This is a genomic window from Actinosynnema sp. ALI-1.44 (assembly GCF_001984155.1).
Taxonomy (GTDB): domain Bacteria; phylum Actinomycetota; class Actinomycetes; order Mycobacteriales; family Pseudonocardiaceae; genus Kibdelosporangium.
Genome location: NZ_MTQO01000037.1, coordinates 60151 through 78177, shown reverse-complemented (window position 1 = coordinate 78177; position 18027 = coordinate 60151). Strand labels below are relative to the sequence as shown.

General features: G+C 69.0%; 13 protein-coding genes. 12 read left to right on the top strand and 1 reads right to left on the bottom strand.

What is annotated here, in order from left to right; translation table 11 throughout:
* The first annotated feature begins 19 nt into the window (after nucleotides 1-19).
* The 6 genes from ALI144C_RS10855 to ALI144C_RS10830 are packed head-to-tail and all read left to right on the top strand — an operon-like array spanning nucleotide 20 to nucleotide 5506.
* Complete coding sequence (locus tag ALI144C_RS10855) at nucleotides 20-955, top strand: STM4015 family protein (protein ID WP_076986928.1); 936 nt, start codon at nucleotides 20-22, stop codon at nucleotides 953-955.
* Nucleotides 952-2049 carry an STM4014 family protein gene (locus ALI144C_RS10850; RefSeq protein ID WP_076986927.1) on the top strand — a complete coding sequence of 366 codons (1098 nt, stop codon included), beginning with the start codon at nucleotides 952-954 and terminating at the stop codon, nucleotides 2047-2049. The genes ALI144C_RS10855 and ALI144C_RS10850 overlap by 4 nt, the downstream gene beginning before the upstream one ends.
* The gene (locus ALI144C_RS10845) at nucleotides 2046-2861 is read left to right on the top strand and encodes an STM4013/SEN3800 family hydrolase (RefSeq protein WP_076986926.1); all 816 of its coding nucleotides are present in this window, start codon (nucleotides 2046-2048) and stop codon (nucleotides 2859-2861) included. The genes ALI144C_RS10850 and ALI144C_RS10845 overlap by 4 nt, the downstream gene beginning before the upstream one ends.
* Complete coding sequence (locus ALI144C_RS10840) at nucleotides 2858-4141, top strand: STM4012 family radical SAM protein (protein ID WP_076986925.1); 1284 nt, start codon at nucleotides 2858-2860, stop codon at nucleotides 4139-4141. The genes ALI144C_RS10845 and ALI144C_RS10840 overlap by 4 nt, the downstream gene beginning before the upstream one ends.
* 14 nt (nucleotides 4142-4155) lie before the next feature.
* Nucleotides 4156-5016, top strand: a complete 861-nt coding sequence (locus ALI144C_RS10835; RefSeq protein WP_237774101.1) for an STM4011 family radical SAM protein — start codon at nucleotides 4156-4158, stop codon at nucleotides 5014-5016.
* Nucleotides 5017-5029: 13 nt separating this feature from the next.
* Nucleotides 5030-5506: a hypothetical protein gene (locus tag ALI144C_RS10830; RefSeq protein WP_076986924.1), complete on the top strand. Its 477-nt coding sequence runs from the start codon at nucleotides 5030-5032 to the stop codon at nucleotides 5504-5506.
* Here the strand turns inward: ALI144C_RS10830 and ALI144C_RS10825 are convergent.
* A complete protein-coding gene (locus ALI144C_RS10825; RefSeq protein ID WP_143230568.1) occupies nucleotides 5503-8487 on the bottom strand; it encodes an AfsR/SARP family transcriptional regulator in 2985 nt (994 codons plus the stop codon). The genes ALI144C_RS10830 and ALI144C_RS10825 overlap by 4 nt on opposite strands.
* 238 nt (nucleotides 8488-8725) lie before the next feature.
* Here ALI144C_RS10825 and ALI144C_RS10820 point away from each other — a divergent pair, with 238 nt between their 5' ends.
* Genes ALI144C_RS10820 through ALI144C_RS10795 form a run of 6 tightly spaced genes read left to right on the top strand, consistent with a single transcriptional unit; the run spans nucleotide 8726 to nucleotide 17975 of the window.
* Entirely contained in the window at nucleotides 8726-10186 is a 1461-nt protein-coding gene (locus ALI144C_RS10820) for a sugar ABC transporter ATP-binding protein (RefSeq protein ID WP_076986922.1), read from the top strand.
* Nucleotides 10183-11184, top strand: a complete 1002-nt coding sequence (locus ALI144C_RS10815; RefSeq protein WP_076986921.1) for an ABC transporter permease — start codon at nucleotides 10183-10185, stop codon at nucleotides 11182-11184. Before ALI144C_RS10820 ends, ALI144C_RS10815 begins: the two co-directional genes overlap by 4 nt.
* On the top strand, nucleotides 11181-12152 hold the full coding sequence (locus ALI144C_RS10810; protein WP_076986920.1) for an ABC transporter permease: 972 nt from the start codon (nucleotides 11181-11183) through the stop codon (nucleotides 12150-12152). Before ALI144C_RS10815 ends, ALI144C_RS10810 begins: the two co-directional genes overlap by 4 nt.
* Entirely contained in the window at nucleotides 12149-13303 is a 1155-nt protein-coding gene (locus ALI144C_RS10805) for a substrate-binding domain-containing protein (RefSeq protein WP_076986919.1), read from the top strand. The genes ALI144C_RS10810 and ALI144C_RS10805 overlap by 4 nt, the downstream gene beginning before the upstream one ends.
* Before the next feature lie 4 nt (nucleotides 13304-13307).
* Nucleotides 13308-14147 (top strand): sugar phosphate isomerase/epimerase family protein, encoded by an 840-nt coding sequence (locus ALI144C_RS10800; protein ID WP_076986918.1) that lies wholly within the window; start codon nucleotides 13308-13310, stop codon nucleotides 14145-14147.
* 9 nt (nucleotides 14148-14156) lie between these two features.
* Nucleotides 14157-17975: a ThuA domain-containing protein gene (locus ALI144C_RS10795; RefSeq protein WP_143230567.1), complete on the top strand. Its 3819-nt coding sequence runs from the start codon at nucleotides 14157-14159 to the stop codon at nucleotides 17973-17975.
* Nucleotides 17976-18027: the final 52 nt, after the last annotated feature.

The window sequence follows — 18027 nt, the reverse complement described above, 5'->3', positions numbered from 1 at the left end:
GATCACCGAGGGGCCAGCGATGACCATCCACGAACACCTCACCACGTTCCACGGCTTGCCGGTGGTGGCGTTCCCCGCCGAGCAGCCGCCGACCGGCCCGGTGGCGTGGCGCCTGGCGATCGAGCCGTGGGACGGCGATGAGACGTTCGCCGAACTCTGGGACCGCTTTCTCACCACAGTGGACACGTCGGCGGTGACGGCCCTCGTCGTCGGCCAGTGGGGTGAGCCCGGTGACGACGACCGGTCGAACCAGGTGATCGACCACATCCTGGCCGCGAAGGACCGGCTGCCCGCGCTGACCGGGATCTTCCTCGGCGACATGGTGATGGAGGAGAACGAGATCTCGTGGATCCAGCAGAGCGACATCACGCCGCTGCTCACCGCGCTGCCGAAGCTGACCGAGCTCGGTGTCCGCGGCGGCGACGGTCTTGAGCTGGAACCGGTGCGGCACAGCGCTTTGGAAATCCTGCGCATCGAGACCGGCGGCCTGCCGCGTGGCGTGGTGAGCGGGGTGTCCCGGTCGGAGCTGCCGGCGTTGCGGGATCTGCGGCTGTGGCTCGGTGTGGACGAGTACGGCGGCGACTGGCAGCGCGAGGACCTGCGGCCGTTGCTGGACGGCGGGAAGTTCGCCAGTCTGCGTGTGCTCGGTCTGCAGAACAGCGACAGGCAGGACGAGATCTGCGAACTGGTCGCCGAGTCCGCCATCGTGCGGCAGGTGGAGACGCTCGACCTGTCGATGGGCATCCTCACCGACAAAGGCGCGCGGCACCTGCTCTCCCTGACCCACTTGAAGAGTCTCGATCTGCACCACCACTTCCTGTCCGAGGAGATGTCCGCCGAGCTGGTCTCGGCGCTCGGTGGCGCCGGGGTGGAGGTCAATGTGGACGATGTCCAGCAGCCCGACCGCTACGACGGCGACTCGGAACCCTACTACTACACGGCGATCTCGGAATGAAGTTCGTCGTCGTCGGCAATCCCGGCAACCGGCGGGTGGCGATGTTCGCCGACGCGGTCCGCTCCGCCGGGTTGCCGCCCGCGAAAGTGGTGGCCTGGCGGGAGATCCTGGCCGGGACGTGCGCGGTCCCGACCGATTCGCTCGTCCGGGTCGACTCGCCCGGCGAGGACGAGCACGTGGACCGGCTGTTACGCGGGTCGTTGGCCCATCCGTACCGTGCGGACGGCAGTGGCGCCTGGTACGAGGGGTTCACCGGGGGCCTGCGGCGACTGGGCGAAACCGTGGCGGGAACGCCGGGCGCGCGGCTGCTCAACGACCTCGAAGACATAGCCGTCATGTTCGACAAGCGGCGCTGCCACGAGGTGCTGACGAGGGCGGGCTGTCCGGTGCCGCCGACCATCGGCGATGTCGACGGCTACGAGTCGTTACGCGAGCAGATGCGGGAACGGCGCTGGAGCAAGGTGTTCGTCAAACCCGCGCACGGTTCGTCCGCGTCCGGTGTGGTCGCACTGACCGCGGTGGGCTCGCGGGTGGCGGCGACGACGTCGGTCGCGGTGACGCCGGACGGCCTGATGAACAGCCTGCGTGTGCAGACCTATCGCGACGAGCAGGCGGCGGCGTTGATCGATCGGCTGTGTGCCGACCCGGTGCACGTGGAACGCTGGTTTCCCAAGGCATCGCTCGGCGGGCGCAGCGTCGACCTGCGTGTGGTGGTGATCGCGGGCAAGGCGACGCACGCGGTCGCGCGCGCCAGCAGCCATCCGATCACGAACCTGCACCTGGGCGGTGCGCGGGTCGACGTGGCGGAACTGCGCGCGGTCATCGGCGCGGCCCGGTGGCGGGAATGGCTGGACACGTGCGAGAAAGCGGCGGCGCAGTTCGGCCGCACGCTGATGGTGGGGGTGGATCTGTTGCCGGGACTGGGATGGCGGCGGCACGTGGTCGGCGAGGTGAACGCCTTCGGCGACCTGCTGCCGCGGCTCACCGGCCTGCCCGACGGTCCGGCGGCGGGGATGAGCACGTACGAGGCCCAGATCGCCGCCTGCGCGGACTGGGTGGACTTGGCCGTGCCGAGGACATCGGATCGCCTGTGAGCAAGGTCGACATGAACGCCGTCGTGGGCAGCCACGACCTGGTCATGATCACGCTCGACACGTTGCGCTACGACGTGGCGCAGTCCCTTGCCGAGCAGGGCAGGACGCCGGTGCTGGCCGGGCTGATCCCGGGTGGCCGGTGGGAGCGGCGGCACGCGCCGGGCAGCTTCACGTTCGCCTCGCACGCTGCGATGTTCGCGGGGTTCCTGCCGACACCGGCGAGCCAGGGGCCGCATTCCCGGCTGTTCGCCGCCCGGTTCTCGGGCAGCGAGAGCACAGCGGACGGCACCTGGGTGTACGACGCGCCGGACATGGTCGGCGGTTTGGCCAACGCGGGGTACCACACGGTGTGCCTCGGGGGTGTCGGGTTCTTCACCAACCAGGGCGCGCTGGGGTCCGTCCTGCCCGGCATGTTCGCGGAGAGCCATTGGTCACCGGAGTTCGGCGTGACAGCGCCGCACTCCACACGATCCCAAGTGGACAAGGCGCGGGAGATCATCGCCGGGCAGCCGCGGGACCAGCGGTTGTTCCTGTTCCTCAACGTGTCCGCCCTGCACCAGCCCAACTGGTTCCACCTGTCCGGTGCGTCCGCCGCGGACGGCGACACCCTGGCCAGTCACGCCGCGGCGCTGGAGTACGTCGACGCCGAACTGGCCCGGCTGTTCGACGCGCTGCGCAGGCCGAGTTTCGTGATCGTCTGCTCCGACCACGGCACCGCCTACGGCGAAGACGGCTACACCGGGCACCGGCTGGGACATGAGGTCGTCTGGACGGTGCCGTACGCGCAGTTCGTGGTGGAGGACTCCACATGACCCCCTACCAGGACTACGTGTACGCGTACCCGCACAAAACCGCGTACCGCCCGTTGGACCCGCGCCCCCGGCTGCGGGACATCTGGGCGGGCGAGCCACGGGACGCACTGTTCCACTATGTGCACATCCCGTTCTGCGAGATCCGCTGCGGCTTCTGCAACCTGTTCACGCGGACAGGGGCGCCCGCCGAACTGGTCACCCGGTACCTCGACGCGTTGGAGCGGCAGGCGTCCGCTGTCCGCGCGGAGCTGGACGGCCGGGCCACGTTCGTCCAGGCGGCGATCGGCGGCGGCACGCCGACGTACCTGACCGCGGGCGAGCTGGAACGCCTGCTGGACATCGTCGACCTGCCCGGGATCCCGTTCTCGGTCGAGACGTCACCGGACACCGCGACACCGGACCGGCTCGCGGTGCTGGCCGAACGCGGCGCCACGCGAATCAGTTGCGGCGTACAGAGTTTCGACGACAACGAGGCCAAAGCAGCGGTGCGCCCGCAGAAGCGGGTCGTGGTGGAGACGGCGCTGGACGCGATCAGGGCCGCCGGTGTCCCCGTGCTCAACATCGACCTGATCTACGGCATCACAGGTCAGACCGACGGCAGTTGGCTGGCGTCCATCGACGCCGCGCTCGCGTGGCGGCCGGAGGAGCTTTACCTGTACCCGTTGTACGTTCGTCCGTTGACGGGCCTCGCCGGACGGGAAACCCCGCAGGAGTGGGACGAGCAGCGGATGCGGCTGTACCGGCTGGGCCGGGACCATCTGCTGGCCGCGGGCTACGAACAGCAGTCCATGCGCATGTTCCGGCGGGCGGACGCGCCGTCGCTGGGCGGGGACGACTACTCGTGCCAGTCGGACGGCATGGTCGGGCTGGGCTGCGGGGCGCGTTCGTACACAAGGGGAATGCACTACTCGTTCGACTACGCGGTCGGCCCTCGCGCTGTGCGCGGGATCATCGACGACTACGTGTCACGGCCGATCGCGGACTTCGCCATGGCCGAGGTGGGTGTCCGGCTCGACGACGCCGAACAACGACGACGGCATCTGCTGCAGTCCGTCCTCCAGGCCGACGGTCTGGAGAAAGCGCTGTACCGCAAACGTTTCGGCGCGGACGTCACGGCGGACTTCCCTGAGCTGGCCGTGCTGGCTGATCGCGGCTGGCTCGCCGATACCGAGGGCCGCCTACGGCTGACGCCTGAAGGTCTCGCCTGGTCGGACGCGATCGGCCCGTCGCTGTTCTCCCCGGCTGTCCGTGCGGCCATGGCCGCGTACGACCGGAGGTGACCGTGCACTTGACCATGCTTTACCGCGGCCCGTTGGCTTCCTGTGACTATGACTGCGCGTACTGCCCGTTCGCGAAGAGGCGGGACAGCACCCAACAGCTGCGCGCGGATCGCGCCGCGTTACAACGGTTCACCGGCTGGGCCGGGGAGAACACCTCGGACGAACTGTCGGTGTTGTTCACGCCGTGGGGCGAGGGCCTGGTGCGGTCCTGGTACCGCGACGCGATGGTCAGCCTCAGCCGGATGCCGCACGTCCGGCGGGTGGCGATCCAGACCAACCTCAGCTGCAGGCTGACCTGGGTCGCCGACTGCGACCTGGACACAGTGGCGTTCTGGGTGACCTACCACCCCACCCAGGTCACGCGGGACCGTTTCCTCGGCCAATGCGCGGAGTTGACGCGGCTGGGCGCCCGGTTCAGCGTGGGGATCGTCGGCGTCCCGGAGCACCTCGCCGAGGCCCGCGAGTTGCGGGCGGCGCTGCCGGACAGCGTCTACCTGTGGGTCAACGCCGCCGAAGGCCACGAGTACACCGACGAGCAGGCCGCCGAGTGGCAGTCCGTCGACCCGCTGTTCCACTACAGCAGGCACCCCCACGTCAGCAGGGGCCTGCCGTGCCGCACGGGGGACACTGTCGTCTCAGTGCTCGGCGACGGGACGGTCCGGCGATGCCATTTCGTCCCGCGGACCATCGGCAACCTGTACGACGGTTCGTTCCGTGCCGCCCTCAAGCCCCGGCCGTGCCCGATGTCCACGTGTGACTGCCACATCGGCTATGTCCACCTGGAACCAACTGGTCTGTACGACGTGTTCGCGGGTGGCATCCTGGAGCGGATCCCCCTTGAACGTGACTGGAAGAAAACCGAAAGGGTCCGCTGACAGCATCGGCCGGGTGAAGCGAATCGTATGGTCGTGCGTCGCGCTGGCGCTCGGTGTCCTGTTCGTCGTGGCAGCGACCTTCGCCCTGCTCGACGACAAGGTCAGCTGTGGCGGCAAGACGATGACCGACGGCGACATCTGCGTCCGGGAAAACCGCAGCGGCACAGTCGTCTCCGAGGACAGCATCGACGAGACCCGCACATCGGAGAAGATCGGGACCTTCATCGGCATCGGCTTCGGCGTGCTGATCACGGTGATCGGGTTCCAGAACCTGCGGATCGGCCTGCGCAACCGCAGGACAGGTGCTCCTCAGGCCCCGGCAGCCACCGCAGCCCCGTGGCCCCAGCAGGGACAGGCCCAGCAAGGACAACCACAGACCACGCAACAAGGCTGGCCGCACCCAGAACAGCCCCAGCAAGCGCAGCCACAGACCACGCAGCAGGGCTGGCTGCCACCTCAGGGTCCACCGTCAACGCGTGGCGGGCGTTAACGTCCCAGGAGCTCACCGACGTGTTCGGCTTCGACCGCGCCCAGCTCGGACAGCATCTGCCGGGCGGTGTCCCAGGCTGCCTGGGCTCCGTTCGCGTCGCCGGACGCCACCAGGTAGCGGCCCCGGGTGATCAACGCCTTGCCGTGCCACCGGGGGTCGCCGCTGACGCTCAGTGCGGCGTAGCCCTTGTCCAGGTACTTTCCGGCTGTTTCGAGGTCGTCGACGTCCATCAGGATCTCGGCGAGGACCACCTGGGTGCACGCCAGGCCGTGGGAGTCCAGCGTCAGTTCGAGGACGTCGAGTCCGCGTTCGGCGCATGCTTGGGCCTCCGCCAGCGCGCCGAGGGCACGGTGGGTTTCGGCGAGGCAGCGCAGCGCCGCGCCTTCCCGGCGCAGGTCGCCCGCGCCGCGCAGCGCGTCCCGGCTTCTGATCAGCACTTCGAGGGAGCCTTCGAGGTCGCCGACTCCGCGCCGCACGATGCCGAGCTCACGCAGTGTCGCACCGATCCAGCGCCGGTCACCGAGGCGTTCGAAGGTGTCCACCGCCGCGCGCAGCCGTTCCTCGGCACGGTCCCATTCACCGCGGTAGCGGTCGAGCACCCCGGACTCGCGGAGTGTGTAGGCCCGCCAGCGGGGTGTGTCCAGGGCGTCCAGCACCGACAGGCATCCGTCGAAGTACCGTGCCGCGTCGTTCCACCGCCCCTGCAGCCGTTGGGCCACACCGACCGAGAGCAGGGTGACCACTTCGAGCAGCGGGTCGTTGGCCTGCGGGAGGATTTCCAGTCCGGCCCGGAAGTACTCCTCGGCGTTGCGGAAGTCCCTTGTCTCCCTTGCCGCGAGACCGACGGCGAACAGCGCGTAGGCCTTCCAGTACGGGCTGCCGGACTTGCGGGCCGCGGCGAGGCTCAGTTCCGCGACGCGTTTGAGGTCCGCCCATTGCGCCCGCAGTTCGAGGAACGCCGCGACGGTCGCCGCCAGGTGGTAGGTCAGGTCGTGGTGGTCGTTGGCGGCGGCGTGCTCGATGGCTTCCAGGATCGCCGGGTGTTCCTGGTCGAGCCAGGCCGCCGGTGCCCGGTCGAGCTCGTCGAGCACGCCGGGGGCGTCCACTGTGAACGGTGGCGCGTCGAACTGGTAGAGCCCGCCGAACTCCAGCAGCGCGTCGGCGCGCTTGCCCAGGCTCAGGTAGGCGTTGACCATCCTGGTCCGCGCGGCGTCGCGTTCGTCGTCGGTCGCAAGCTTTTCCTGTGCGTACAGGCGGAGCAGGTCGTGGTAACGGTACCGGCCGGGGGTGGCTTCGAGCAGGTTGACGTCGACGAGGTCTTCGACGAGCCGTTCCGAGGTGCGGAAGTCCACGTCGAGCACGGCCGCGGCCGCCCACGGTGGCAGGCCGTTGTCGGGCATCAGCGCCAGCAGCCGGAACGCGCGCTGGTGGTCGGCGTCGAGGCTGTCGTAGCTGAGCAGGAAGCTGGCGCGGATCTCCCTGTCGCCGCCGACCAACTCGTCGAGCCTGGTCCGCTCGTCCTCCAGGCGCGCGGCGAGGGCCGCGGCCGTCAGGTGTGACCGGGAGCGCAGTTTGGTACCCACGATCCGCAACGCCAACGGCAGCCCGCCGCACAGTTCGACGATCCTGCGCACGCTCGGGTCGGCGGCTACCAGCCTGCCGTCGCCGACCAGATCGGCCAGTAACGCCAGCGCGTCGACCTGGTTGAGCACGTCGAGGTCGACGAGTCTGCGCATGTCCAGACCTGTCAGCCTGCGCCTGCTCGTGATCAGCACGGCGCATTCGGAGTTGCCGGGGATCAGCGACCTGACCTGCTGCTCGGTCGCCGCGTTGTCCAGAACGACAAGGATTCGCCGCCCTGCCGTGCGGTCGCGGAACAAGCCGACCCGTTCCTCCAGTGTGGCTGGCACGTCGGCGCCGTCCACGCCGAGGTCGCGCAGGAACCTGGCGAGGACTTCGCTCGGGCCACGCGGGCGCGGCCCGTTTCCCTGCAGGTCGATGAACAGCTGGCCGTCGGGGAACTCGCCCGCCACCCGCCGCCCGGCGCGGACCGCGAGGGCGGTCTTGCCCAGTCCGGGTTTGCCGGTGATCGCGACAACGGGCAGCACGCCGCCGTCGTGCGGGGTGAGCAGTTGGCAGATCTGTTCGACGTGCTGTCGTCTGCCGATGTAGTGGTCGACGTCGGGCGGCAGTTGGCGTGGACCTGCTTTGAGTTTCTCGCGTGGGCTGAGGTTCAACGCCGGGTCGTCACGCAGGATCCTGGTCTGCAGGTCACGCAACGCGGGCGCGGGTTCCACGCCGAGTTCGGCGTCCAGCCGGTGGTAGAGCTTCTGGTACGCGCTGAGCGCGTCCGGGCCGCGGTCGCTGCGGTGCAGCGCGAGCATCAACTGTGCCACGATCTGCTGGCGGTACGGGTGCTCGGCTTCGAGTTCGGTGAGCTCGTGGATCACCTCGGCGTGCCGTCCGAGCCGCAGGTGGGCGTCGATGCGCTCCTCCATGGCCAGCAGCCTGGCCTCGTCGAGGTGCCGGGTCAGCCTGGTCCGAACCTCCTCGGCGGCGACCGACGCCAGCGCCGGGCCGTCCCACAGGGCCAGCGCCTCGTCCAGGATTCGGATGCGGTCCTCGTCGTCCTGGCAGCCGCGTGCGGTCGTGCACAGGTCCATGAACCTGTTGATGTCGATGCTCTTCGGGTCGCACCTGAGCACGTATCCCGGGCCGTTGCTGATCAACGCGACACCGTGCCGTTCGGCGTCCGCCGCGTTGAGCACCGACCGCAGCCTGCTGATATGCGTGTGGATGACCCCTCGTGCGCTGCGCGGGGCCTCGTCGGGCCACGTCAGCTCGACCAGCCGCTCGGCGGGCACCAGTTTGTTGGCGTCCAGCAACATCATCGCCAGCACGAATCTCTGTTTGCGCACGCCGAGGTCGATCTGCTTGCCGTCGCTGATCGCCCGCACCGGCCCCAGTAGCCGAAACTCCACGGCACCTCCCCAGACCCCCGCCGCAGGACATTTCGAAACACCTTAACGGGGCCGGTCGTCACGACCGGCAGCCTGTCGTGACCACTAGTGCATTCGAGGGACCTTGGTCAGTTTTGTCGAACTTGACAGAACTTTCGTTTGACGCATGCGTAAGTGCTCGGTTAGGTTCCCGATCATGACTGTGAGCGATCACGTAGTCACTCGGTTGGGGTAAGACCGTCGGGAACCGAGGTGGGCAATGGCGCCGATCGTCCGGATGAACGGGATCAACAAGCGGTTCCTTGGCGTCGACGCGCTCAAGGACATCGACCTCGAACTGCACGCGGGTGAGGTGCACGCGCTCGTCGGCGAGAACGGCGCGGGCAAGTCGACCCTGATGAAGATCCTCGCGGGCGCGCACCGCCCCGACACCGGCACGATCGTCCTCAATGGACAACTGGTGTCGTTCGCGTCGCCGGTGCACGCCCAGCGCGCGGGAATCGCGATCGTGCACCAGGAAATGACGCTGCTGCCGGACCGGAGCGTGGCCGAGAACGTCTACCTCGGCCGGGAACCGGTCCGCCGGGGGCACGTCGACCGGGCGCGGATGCAAGCAGCCACCGCGGACCTGCTCGACCGGCTCGGCGAGCGCGGGATCACGCCGCGGACCCCGGTCCGCCGGTTGCCGGTGGCACAGCAGCAGGTCGTGGAGATCGTCAAGGCGCTGTCCATGGACGCGCGCGTGATCGCCATGGACGAACCGACCGCCGCGCTGGCCGAACACGAGGTCGAACTGCTCTACGACCTGGTTGGCCGGCTGCGTGCGGACGGAATCGCGGTGTTGTACGTCTCGCACCGGATGCGCGAGGTCTTCGACCTCAGCCAGCGCATCACCGTGCTCAAGGACGGCGCGCTCGTCACATCGGCCGCCACGACCGAGATGACGCCGGACCAACTGGTCCGGGCCATGGTCGGCAGGCCGTTGGACGCGATGTTCCCGGACCGGGCCAAGACGCGGGGCCCGGTCCGGGTGTCCGTCCGCGGCGGCGGGAACGAACGCCTGCGTGACATCACGATCGACCTGGCCGCCGGGGAGATAGTCGGGCTCGCGGGGCTGCAGGGCGCGGGCCGCTCCGCCGTGGCCCGCGCGCTGACCGGCGTCGACCCGTTGACCAGGGGCGAGGTCGAGGTGGACGACCGCCCGGTGCGCATCCGTTCGCCGCGCGCGGCGATCCGGCACGGCATCGCGCACGTGACCGAGGACCGCAAGGGCGAGGGGCTCGCACTGCGGCAGACCGTCCGCGACAACACGATGCTGGTGCGCAACGCCGTGTTCGGTCGTAGCCGCATCGACGTCGACCGGCTGCTGGGTTCGGTCGGTCTGGCGGCCGGGCGCACCGGCCAGGAGGTGCGTTTCCTGTCCGGCGGCAACCAGCAGAAAGTCGTGCTGGCCAAGTGGCTCGCGGTCGCGCCGAAGGTCCTGGTCGCCGACGAACCGACGCGCGGGATCGACGTCGGCGCCAAGCGGGGCGTCTACGAGCTGCTACGCGAACTGGCCTGCTCCGGTGTGGCGATCCTGATGATCTCCAGCGAACTGCCCGAGCTGATCGGGATGAGCGACCGGATCCTGGTCATGCGCGACGGGCACCTGGCCGGGGAACTGCCCGCGGGCTCGTCCGAGGAAGCCGTGATGGCGCTGGCCACCGGGAGCGGCGCATGACGGCGACCCAGGCAGCACAACCGGTGCGGCACAACGCCACCAGCAGGGGCCGGGTGACGCCGACGCTGATGGTCTACCTGGCTCTCGTCGTCCTGCTGGTGGTCGGCAGTGTCCTGGTCGCCATGCGTGGCGGGGTTCTGCTCGACCACGGCGGCATCCTCAACATCCTGACCCGCAGCACCGTGCTGGGGCTGGTCGCGATCGGCCAGACGATGGTGATCCTGACCGGTTCTCTCGACCTCTCGCCTGCGTACCTGATCGGGCTGTGCTCGCTGATCGCGGCCGAGACCATGGCCGGTGACCCCGGCATGGTCGTGCCAGCCGTGCTGCTCACCGTCGGGTTCGCCGCCCTGGTCGGCCTGGTCAACGGTCTGGTGATCACCGCGCTGAAGGTCAACGCGTTCATCGCCACCCTCGGCGTCGCGTTGATCATCCGGGGCTACCTGGAGAACACGTACACCGGGCCTGCCGGTTCGGTCCCGCGCGGCTTCCAGCACCTGGGGTACGACCGGATCGGCCCGGTCCCGCTGTCCACAGTGGTCATGCTCGTGATCGCCGTCGCCGTGTGGTGGTACCTCACCAGGACCAAGGGCGGCTACCACGTCTACGCCGTCGGCGGGGACGCCGAAGTGGCGCGCCTGTCGGGAATCCGGACCGGGCGCACGATCGTCATGACGCACGTGCTGTGCTCGGTGATGGCCGGGTTGGCGGCGTTGTTCCTGGTGAGCAGGCTCGGCTCGGGCGCGCCCCTCGTCGGCGCGGACGGCGGCTACGACCTCGAGTCGATCGCGGCGGTGGTGCTCGGCGGCACGCTGCTGTCCGGCGGTCGAGGCGGTGTGGCGGGGACCATCGGCGGAGTCCTGATCCTCGCCACACTCGACACCGTCTTCGACGACCTCGGCGTGACGCCGTTCCTCAAGGACGTCGTCCGTGGCGCGGTCCTGATCGTCGCGGTCGCCCTGTACGCGCGCAGCCAGCTCGCGAGGAGGGCCCGGTGACCCGTACTCAGGCCCGCCGAACCAGGTTCGCACCAGGGACCGTTCCCGTGCTCGTGGTGCTCGCTGTTTTGCTTGTGGCGCTTGCCTTCGTGGGTACGGCGTACCAGCAACCCGCCGGGTATCTGGCGTTGCTCAAGCGTGCGGCGCCGTTGATGATCCTGGCGATCGGGCAGTACTTCGTGATCGTCAGCGGTGGGTTCGACCTGTCGGTCGGGTCGTTGGTCACGGCCGAGGTGGTGATCGCGGCCCGGCTGATCGACGGCGACGACTCCGCGACCGGCTGGGTGATCCTGGTGCTGCTGCTCATCGGGGCGGTGGTCGGCCTGGTCAACGGGGTGATCACCACCCGGCTGCTGGTCCCGTCGTTCATCGTGACGCTGGGCATGCTGCTGGTGCTCGACGGCGCGGTGTTCCTCTGGACCGGCGGCGCACCGCGCGGCGCGTTGTCCGACTCGTTCCGGACCATCGGCAGGCAAGGCATCGACGGCGTGCCGGTGATCGGCCAGGTGCCGTGGTCCGTGGTCGTGTTGGCGGTGCTCGTCACCATGGCCGTGGTGTTCATGCGCGGCCCGACCGGGCGCACGCTGGTCGCGGTCGGCGACAACGAGACCGCGGTGTGGCTCGGCGGCGGACGGGTCGAACGCCTGCGCACGCTCGCGTTCGTGCTGTCCGGGTTGTCCGCCGCGGTCGCGGCGATCCTGCTCGGCGGGTTCGCCGGGGTGTCCGCGCAGGTCGGGGACGGCCTGGAGTTCCGGGTCATCACCGCGGTCGTGCTCGGCGGCGTGGTGCTCGGCGGCGGCCGTGGATCCGTGGTCGCGGCCATGGCCGGGGCGCTGACCTTGGAGTCGTTGTTCTCCTTGCTCAACCTGCTCGGTGTGTCCGGTGGGCTGGAATCCACCGTGCAGGGCGTGATCATCATCGCGGCGGTGGCATACGCCGCGATCGACTGGAGGAGGAAGAGAGCTTGAAACGCTTGCTCGCCGCCGGCTTCGCTCTTCTCGTCCTGGCCGGGTGCTCCACGGACCTGCCGGATGCCGCACCGCCCGGCTCGTCCGGCGCGCCCGCCACGTCGGAGTTCTTCGACCAGGCCGAGTACGACCGGCAACTGGCGCTGCGGGACGCGAAACCCGTCGGGCCCGCGGACAAGCCGTGGGAACAGGCGCTGAACCCGGAGATGGCCGACACCGCCAGGTTCGCCAAGCCGGGACCGTACGAGATCTGCTTCGCCAACGCGTCGGTCGACAACCCGTGGCGGCAGGTCGGCTGGAAGACCATGCAGGTCGAGGCCACCCTGCACCCGGAGATCGGCAAGTTCACCGTACTGGACGCGGAAGCCAAGGACGACAAGCAGATCAGCGACATCCAGCAGCTGACCTCGGGCGGCTGCAGCGCGTTGATCGTCTCACCGAACACGACGGCGACGCTGACTCCGGCTGTGGAGGCCGCGTGCGCCAAGGGAATCCCGGTGATCGTCTTCGACCGCGGCGTGAACACCAAGTGCCCGGTCACGTTCATCCACCCGATCGGCGGCTACGCGTTCGGCGCGACCGCGGCCGAGTTCCTGGCCGGGAAAGTGGGCCAGGGCGGCAAAGTTCTGGCACTGCGGGTGCTGCCCGGTGTCGACGTGCTCGAACACCGGTGGGCTGCGGGCCAGCGGATCCTGGCAGCCAAGGGCGTCACCGTCGCCGGGGTGGAGTTCACCGGCAACGACGGCGCCAAGGCCAAGAGCATCGTCTCGGACTACCTGCAGCGCGGCGACATCAACGGGATCTGGATGGACGACGGCACAGCGGCGGTCCCGGTGCTGGAGGCCTTCGAGGACGCGGGCAAGCCGCTGCCCGCGATCTCCGGCGAGGACCAGCAGCAGTTCCTGGACAAGTGGCGCGGCGAGAAGCTGACCGCTCAGGCCCCGACGTACCCGACCTACCAGTGGCGCACACCGGTGATCGCTGCGGTGAAGGTGCTCAAGGGCGAGCAGGTGCCCAAGGAGTGGATCCTGCCGCAGCCGGTGATCACGGACACCACGCTGGACTCGTACCGCGGCCAGGGCATGCCGCCGTTGCACTACGCGTTGTGCGGCTGCCAGCAGATGCCGGGCTACCCCGGCAAGTGGAAGTGACCCGATGCGGAGGATCGGGGTGAACACGTGGGTGTGGACGTCACCACTCGACGACGGGGCACTTCGGGAGCTCGCGCCGAGGATCGCCGGGTGGGGCTTCGACACGATCGAGATGCCGGTGGAGAACCCCGGCGACTGGGCACCGGACGCGGCGAGGGCACTGCTGGCCGATCTCGGCCTGGTCGCGTCCGTCGTGCTCGTCATGTCGCCGGGGCGTGAGCTCGTCAGAGCCGACGCCGGTACGGTGACGTCCACACAGGACTACCTGCGGTCCTGTGTGGACGTCGCCACCCAGGTCGGGGCCGCGGTGATCGCGGGCCCGGCGTACACGTCGGTCGGCCGGACGTGGCGGGCGACCGAGGGCGAGCGCGCGAACGACATCGCCGAACTGCGGGAGAACCTCACGCCCGTGCTGGAGTACGCGCGCCAAGCGGGCGTGACCGTCGCGGTCGAACCGCTCAACCGGTACGAGACGAGCATGCTCAACACCGTCGGCCAGACGCTCGCCGCGTTGGACGGCTTGCCCGCCTGCGGTGTCGCGCTGGACTTCTACCACCAGAACATCGAAGAGGCCGACATCCCGGCGGCGATCAGGTCCGCGACGGGCCGGATCGCCCACGTCCAGGTGTGCGCGAACGACCGCGGCACACCGGGACGCGACCACCTGGACTGGCCCGCCATGATCGCCGCGCTCGACGACGCCGGATACGACGGTCCGTTGTGCATCGAATCGTTCACCGCGCACAACGCGAGCATCGCCAAGGCCGCGTCGATCTGGCGCCCGCTTGCCGTCAGCCAGGACGACTTGGCCGCCGACGGCCTCGCGTTCCTCAAATCCCTGTAAGGAAGCCACATGCGCAGACGTATGACCGCGGTGCTCACCGCGGTGCTGCTGGTCCTCGGCCTGCTGCCAGCCTTGGCGCAGGCACAACTGGCACCGGCCTTTCGTGCCCTGCTGTTCACCAAGACCGTCGGCTACCGGCACGACTCGATCCCCGCCGGTGTCGAGTTGTTCAAGAAACTCGCCGCCGACAACAACTTCGAGCTCGTGCACACCGAGGACGCCACGGTCTTCAACGACGCGAACCTGGCCGGGTTCCAGGTCGTGATCATGTTCCAGACCTCGGGCATGGTGTGGGACACCGACGCGCAGCGCCAGGCCGTGCAGAAGTACGTGGCCAACGGAGGTGGCATCGCGGCGGTCCACAACGCCACCGACATGGGCATCGAGGACACGTTCCCGTGGTGGGACGACCTGGTGAACGCCGGTGCGCACATGCCGACCCACTCCCCCGGTGTCCTGCAGGGCACCGCGAAGGTCGCCGACCACCAGCACGCCTCGACCGCCCATCTGCCGGACCGCTGGCAGCGCGCCGAGGAGTGGTACAACTTCGACAAGAACATCCGCGGCAAAGCACACGTCCTGGTGACCGCGGACGAGACCACCTACAACCCCGGGCCGGACAAGATGGGCGCCGACCACCCGATCTCGTGGTGCCGTGACGTCGGGCTCGCCAAGGTCTGGTCCACCGCGATGGGCCACCCGCAGGGCGCGTACAGCGAGCCGTTGTTCGCCCAGCACCTGCTCGGCGGGGTGAAGACCGCGGCGAAGGCGGTCCCGTCGGACTGTTCGGCCACTGTGGACAGCGCGTTCGAGAAGGTGCCGCTGGACACCAACACCAAGGCGCCGACCGCGTTGACGGTCGCACCGGACGGCCGGGTGTACTACACCGAAATCCTCGGGCAGATCAAGGTGTACGACCCGACGACCGGGACCACGCCGGTCGCGCTGGAGCTGCCGGTGTACTCCGGCGGCGAGGACGGGATCATCGGTATCACGGTCGATCCCGCGTTCGCCACCAACCACTGGCTCTACATCAACTACTCACCGCCGGGCAGCGCCGAGATCAACCGGGTCTCGCGGTTCACCGCGCACGGAAACCACATCGACCCCGCGTCCGAGGTGAAGATCATCGAGGTGCCCGCGTCACGACAAGAGGAGCCGGGGCACACCGGCGGGTATCTGACGTTCGGGCCGGGCGGCAACCTCTACGTCGGCGTCGGTGACGACACGAACCCGTTCCAGTCCAGCGGTTACGCACCGATCGACGAGCGCGCGGGCCGTGACCTGTTCGACGCGCAGAAGACCGCGGCCAACACCAACGACCTGCGCGGCAAGATCCTCCGGATCCACCCCGAAGCCGCCGGTGGGTACACCGTCCCGGCCGGCAACATGTTCGCCCCCGGCACCGCGAAGACGCGGCCGGAGATCTACGCGATGGGGTTCCGCAACCCGTTCCGGTTCTCCGTGGACACCGACGGCGCGATCTACATGGCGGACTACGGGCCCGACGCGCAGGCGAGCAACCCCACCCGGGGCCCGGACGGCAAGGTGGAGTGGAACGTCATCCGCTCCCCCGGCTTCTACGGCTGGCCGTACTGCGTGGCCAACAACATCCCGTACAACGACTTCAACTTCGCCACGAACACCTCCGGCGCGAAGTTCGACTGCGCCGCGTTGCGCAACGACTCGCCCAACAACACCGGCCTGATTGATCTGCCCGCGGCGCGCGCGGCGGACGTCTGGTACGGCTATGGTGCCTCACCGGAGTTCCCCGAGCTGGCCACGGGTGGCGGCGCGCCGATGGCCGGGCCGGTGTACCGGTTCGACCCGAACCTGCAGTCGGAGCGCAAGTTCCCGCAGTACTACGACGGGAAGCCGTTCTTCTACGAGTGGGCCCGCAACCGGATCTTCAACTTCGGCATGGACGCGCAGGGCAAGCTGCTCAAGATCGACCCGTGGCTGACCAGCCAGCGGCTGTTCGCGCCGATGGACATGCGGTTCGGCCCGGACGGCGCGATGTACCTGCTTGAGTGGGGCGAGGGCTACGGCCGTGACAACCCCGATTCCGGGCTCTACCGGATCGACTACAACCAGGGCAACCGCCGCCCGGTCGTGCAGGCGTCGGCGACCCCGTCGTCCGGTGGTGTGCCGTTGCAGGTGAAGTTCTCCAGCGCGGGGTCGTCGGATCCGGAAGGCACGCCGATCAAGTACGCGTGGACGTTCGGTGACGGCGCCACGTCGACCGAGGCCAACCCGACGCACACGTTCACCACGCGTGGCGCGTACAACGTGCACTTGGTGGTCACGGACGCGACTGGGAAATCCGGGTCGACCAACGTGACCGTGTCGGTCGGGAACACGGCTCCGTCCGTGGCGATCACACGGCCGGTCAACGGCGGGTTCTTCGACTTCGGCGACCGGGTTCCGTTCGACATCAAGGTGACCGACCCGGAGGACGGCCGGATCGACTGCTCGCGTGTCACGGTCAGCCCGGCGCTCGGGCACGACTCGCACGCCCACCCGACGGATCCGATCAAGGCGTGCCAGGGGTCGTTCCCGACTGTGCTCGACTCCGGGCACGCGGACGCGAACATCTTCTACTCGCTGGACGCCTCGTACACCGACAACGGCAGCCATGGCGTGCCGCCGTTGACGTCACGCGTGGCACATGTGTTGCAGCCCAAGCACAAGCAGGCCGAGTACTTCAACGGCTCGTCCGGTATCCGGATCGTGTCGCAGTCCGGCGCGGAGTCGGGGCGGCGGATCGGCGACATCTCCGACGGTGACTGGATCTCCTTCAAGCCGGTCAACTTCACCGGGATCGACCTGGTCAGGCTGCGGGTCTCGTCGCCGACCGGCGGCGGCTCGGTGGAACTGCGGGCCGGTTCGGCCACGGGTCAGCTGATGACGACCGTGCCGGTGCCCACCACGGGCGGCTGGGACAACTACGTGCTCCTCCCGCCGGTGAACCTGACCAAGCCCACCGGGACGACCGAGCTGTTCATGGTGTTCCGCGGCGACCGGCCGAGCCCGTTCGACCTGGACTCGATGACGTTCGTGGGCAACGGAGTCGTCGACCGGCAGGCCCCGGCGACAGCGCTGTCCGCTGGCACGCCCGACGGCAAGGACGGCTGGTACGTCACCACGCCCACGGTCACGCTCGCCGCGACCGACGACTCCGCCGTGGCGTCGACTGAGTACAGTGTGGACGGTGGGGCGTGGACGGCTTACACCGCGCCGTTCACGGTGTCCGACGGGACACACGTCGTCCGGTACCGGTCGACGGACATCTCGGGCAACGTGGAGGCCGAGCGCGTCACCGAGTTCAAGGTGGACACGGCACCGCCCGTGCTGTCGCTGACCGGGATCGATCCGAGTGGCGTGTACGGGTCCTCCGGCCAGCTCGACATCGCGTGGAACGCCACCGACGCGGGTTCCGGGCTGGCGTCCAGCTCGGTGACTCTCGACGGAGCCCCTCTCCCGCAAGGGAAGCTTTCGCTGCACGCGCTGGCGTTGGGCGGGCACTCCGCCGAGATCACCGCGGTGGACAAGGCCGGGCGCACGTCGTTGTACCGGATCGCTTTCAGCGTCGGGACGTCCGCGGCGGATCTGCGGACGTTGGTCCGGCGGTTCGCGCCCAGCCGGGCGGACGACCTCGTCCCGTTGGTCGACCAGGCGGAGAAACTGGCTGTGTCGGGCCAGAAACGGGCGGCGTCGGTGGCGATGACGGCGTTCCGGATCGATGTCCGGCTGACCATCGCCGACAGGCCCGTGTCCACGTTGCTCGACCGGGACGCGCGGGCGCTGGCCGAGCAATGGCGGTCATGAATGGCGGTCGTGAGTGGTTGCCGGGGTTCTGACCCCGGTTCCACTCACGACA

Bases quoted from the DNA above. Each gene is read 5' to 3' on its own strand.
- ALI144C_RS10795 (WP_143230567.1), top strand. From the start codon at position 14,157: ATGCGCAGACGTATGACCGCGGTGCTCACCGCGGTGCTGCTGGTCCTC.
- ALI144C_RS10835 (WP_237774101.1), top strand. From the start codon at position 4,156: ATGCTTTACCGCGGCCCGTTGGCTTCCTGTGACTATGACTGCGCGTAC.
- ALI144C_RS10815 (WP_076986921.1), top strand. From the start codon at position 10,183: ATGACGGCGACCCAGGCAGCACAACCGGTGCGGCACAACGCCACCAGC.
- ALI144C_RS10800 (WP_076986918.1), top strand. From the start codon at position 13,308: ATGCGGAGGATCGGGGTGAACACGTGGGTGTGGACGTCACCACTCGAC.
- ALI144C_RS10855 (WP_076986928.1), top strand. From the start codon at position 20: ATGACCATCCACGAACACCTCACCACGTTCCACGGCTTGCCGGTGGTG.
- ALI144C_RS10820 (WP_076986922.1), top strand. From the start codon at position 8,726: ATGGCGCCGATCGTCCGGATGAACGGGATCAACAAGCGGTTCCTTGGC.
- ALI144C_RS10840 (WP_076986925.1), top strand. From the start codon at position 2,858: ATGACCCCCTACCAGGACTACGTGTACGCGTACCCGCACAAAACCGCG.
- ALI144C_RS10850 (WP_076986927.1), top strand. From the start codon at position 952: ATGAAGTTCGTCGTCGTCGGCAATCCCGGCAACCGGCGGGTGGCGATG.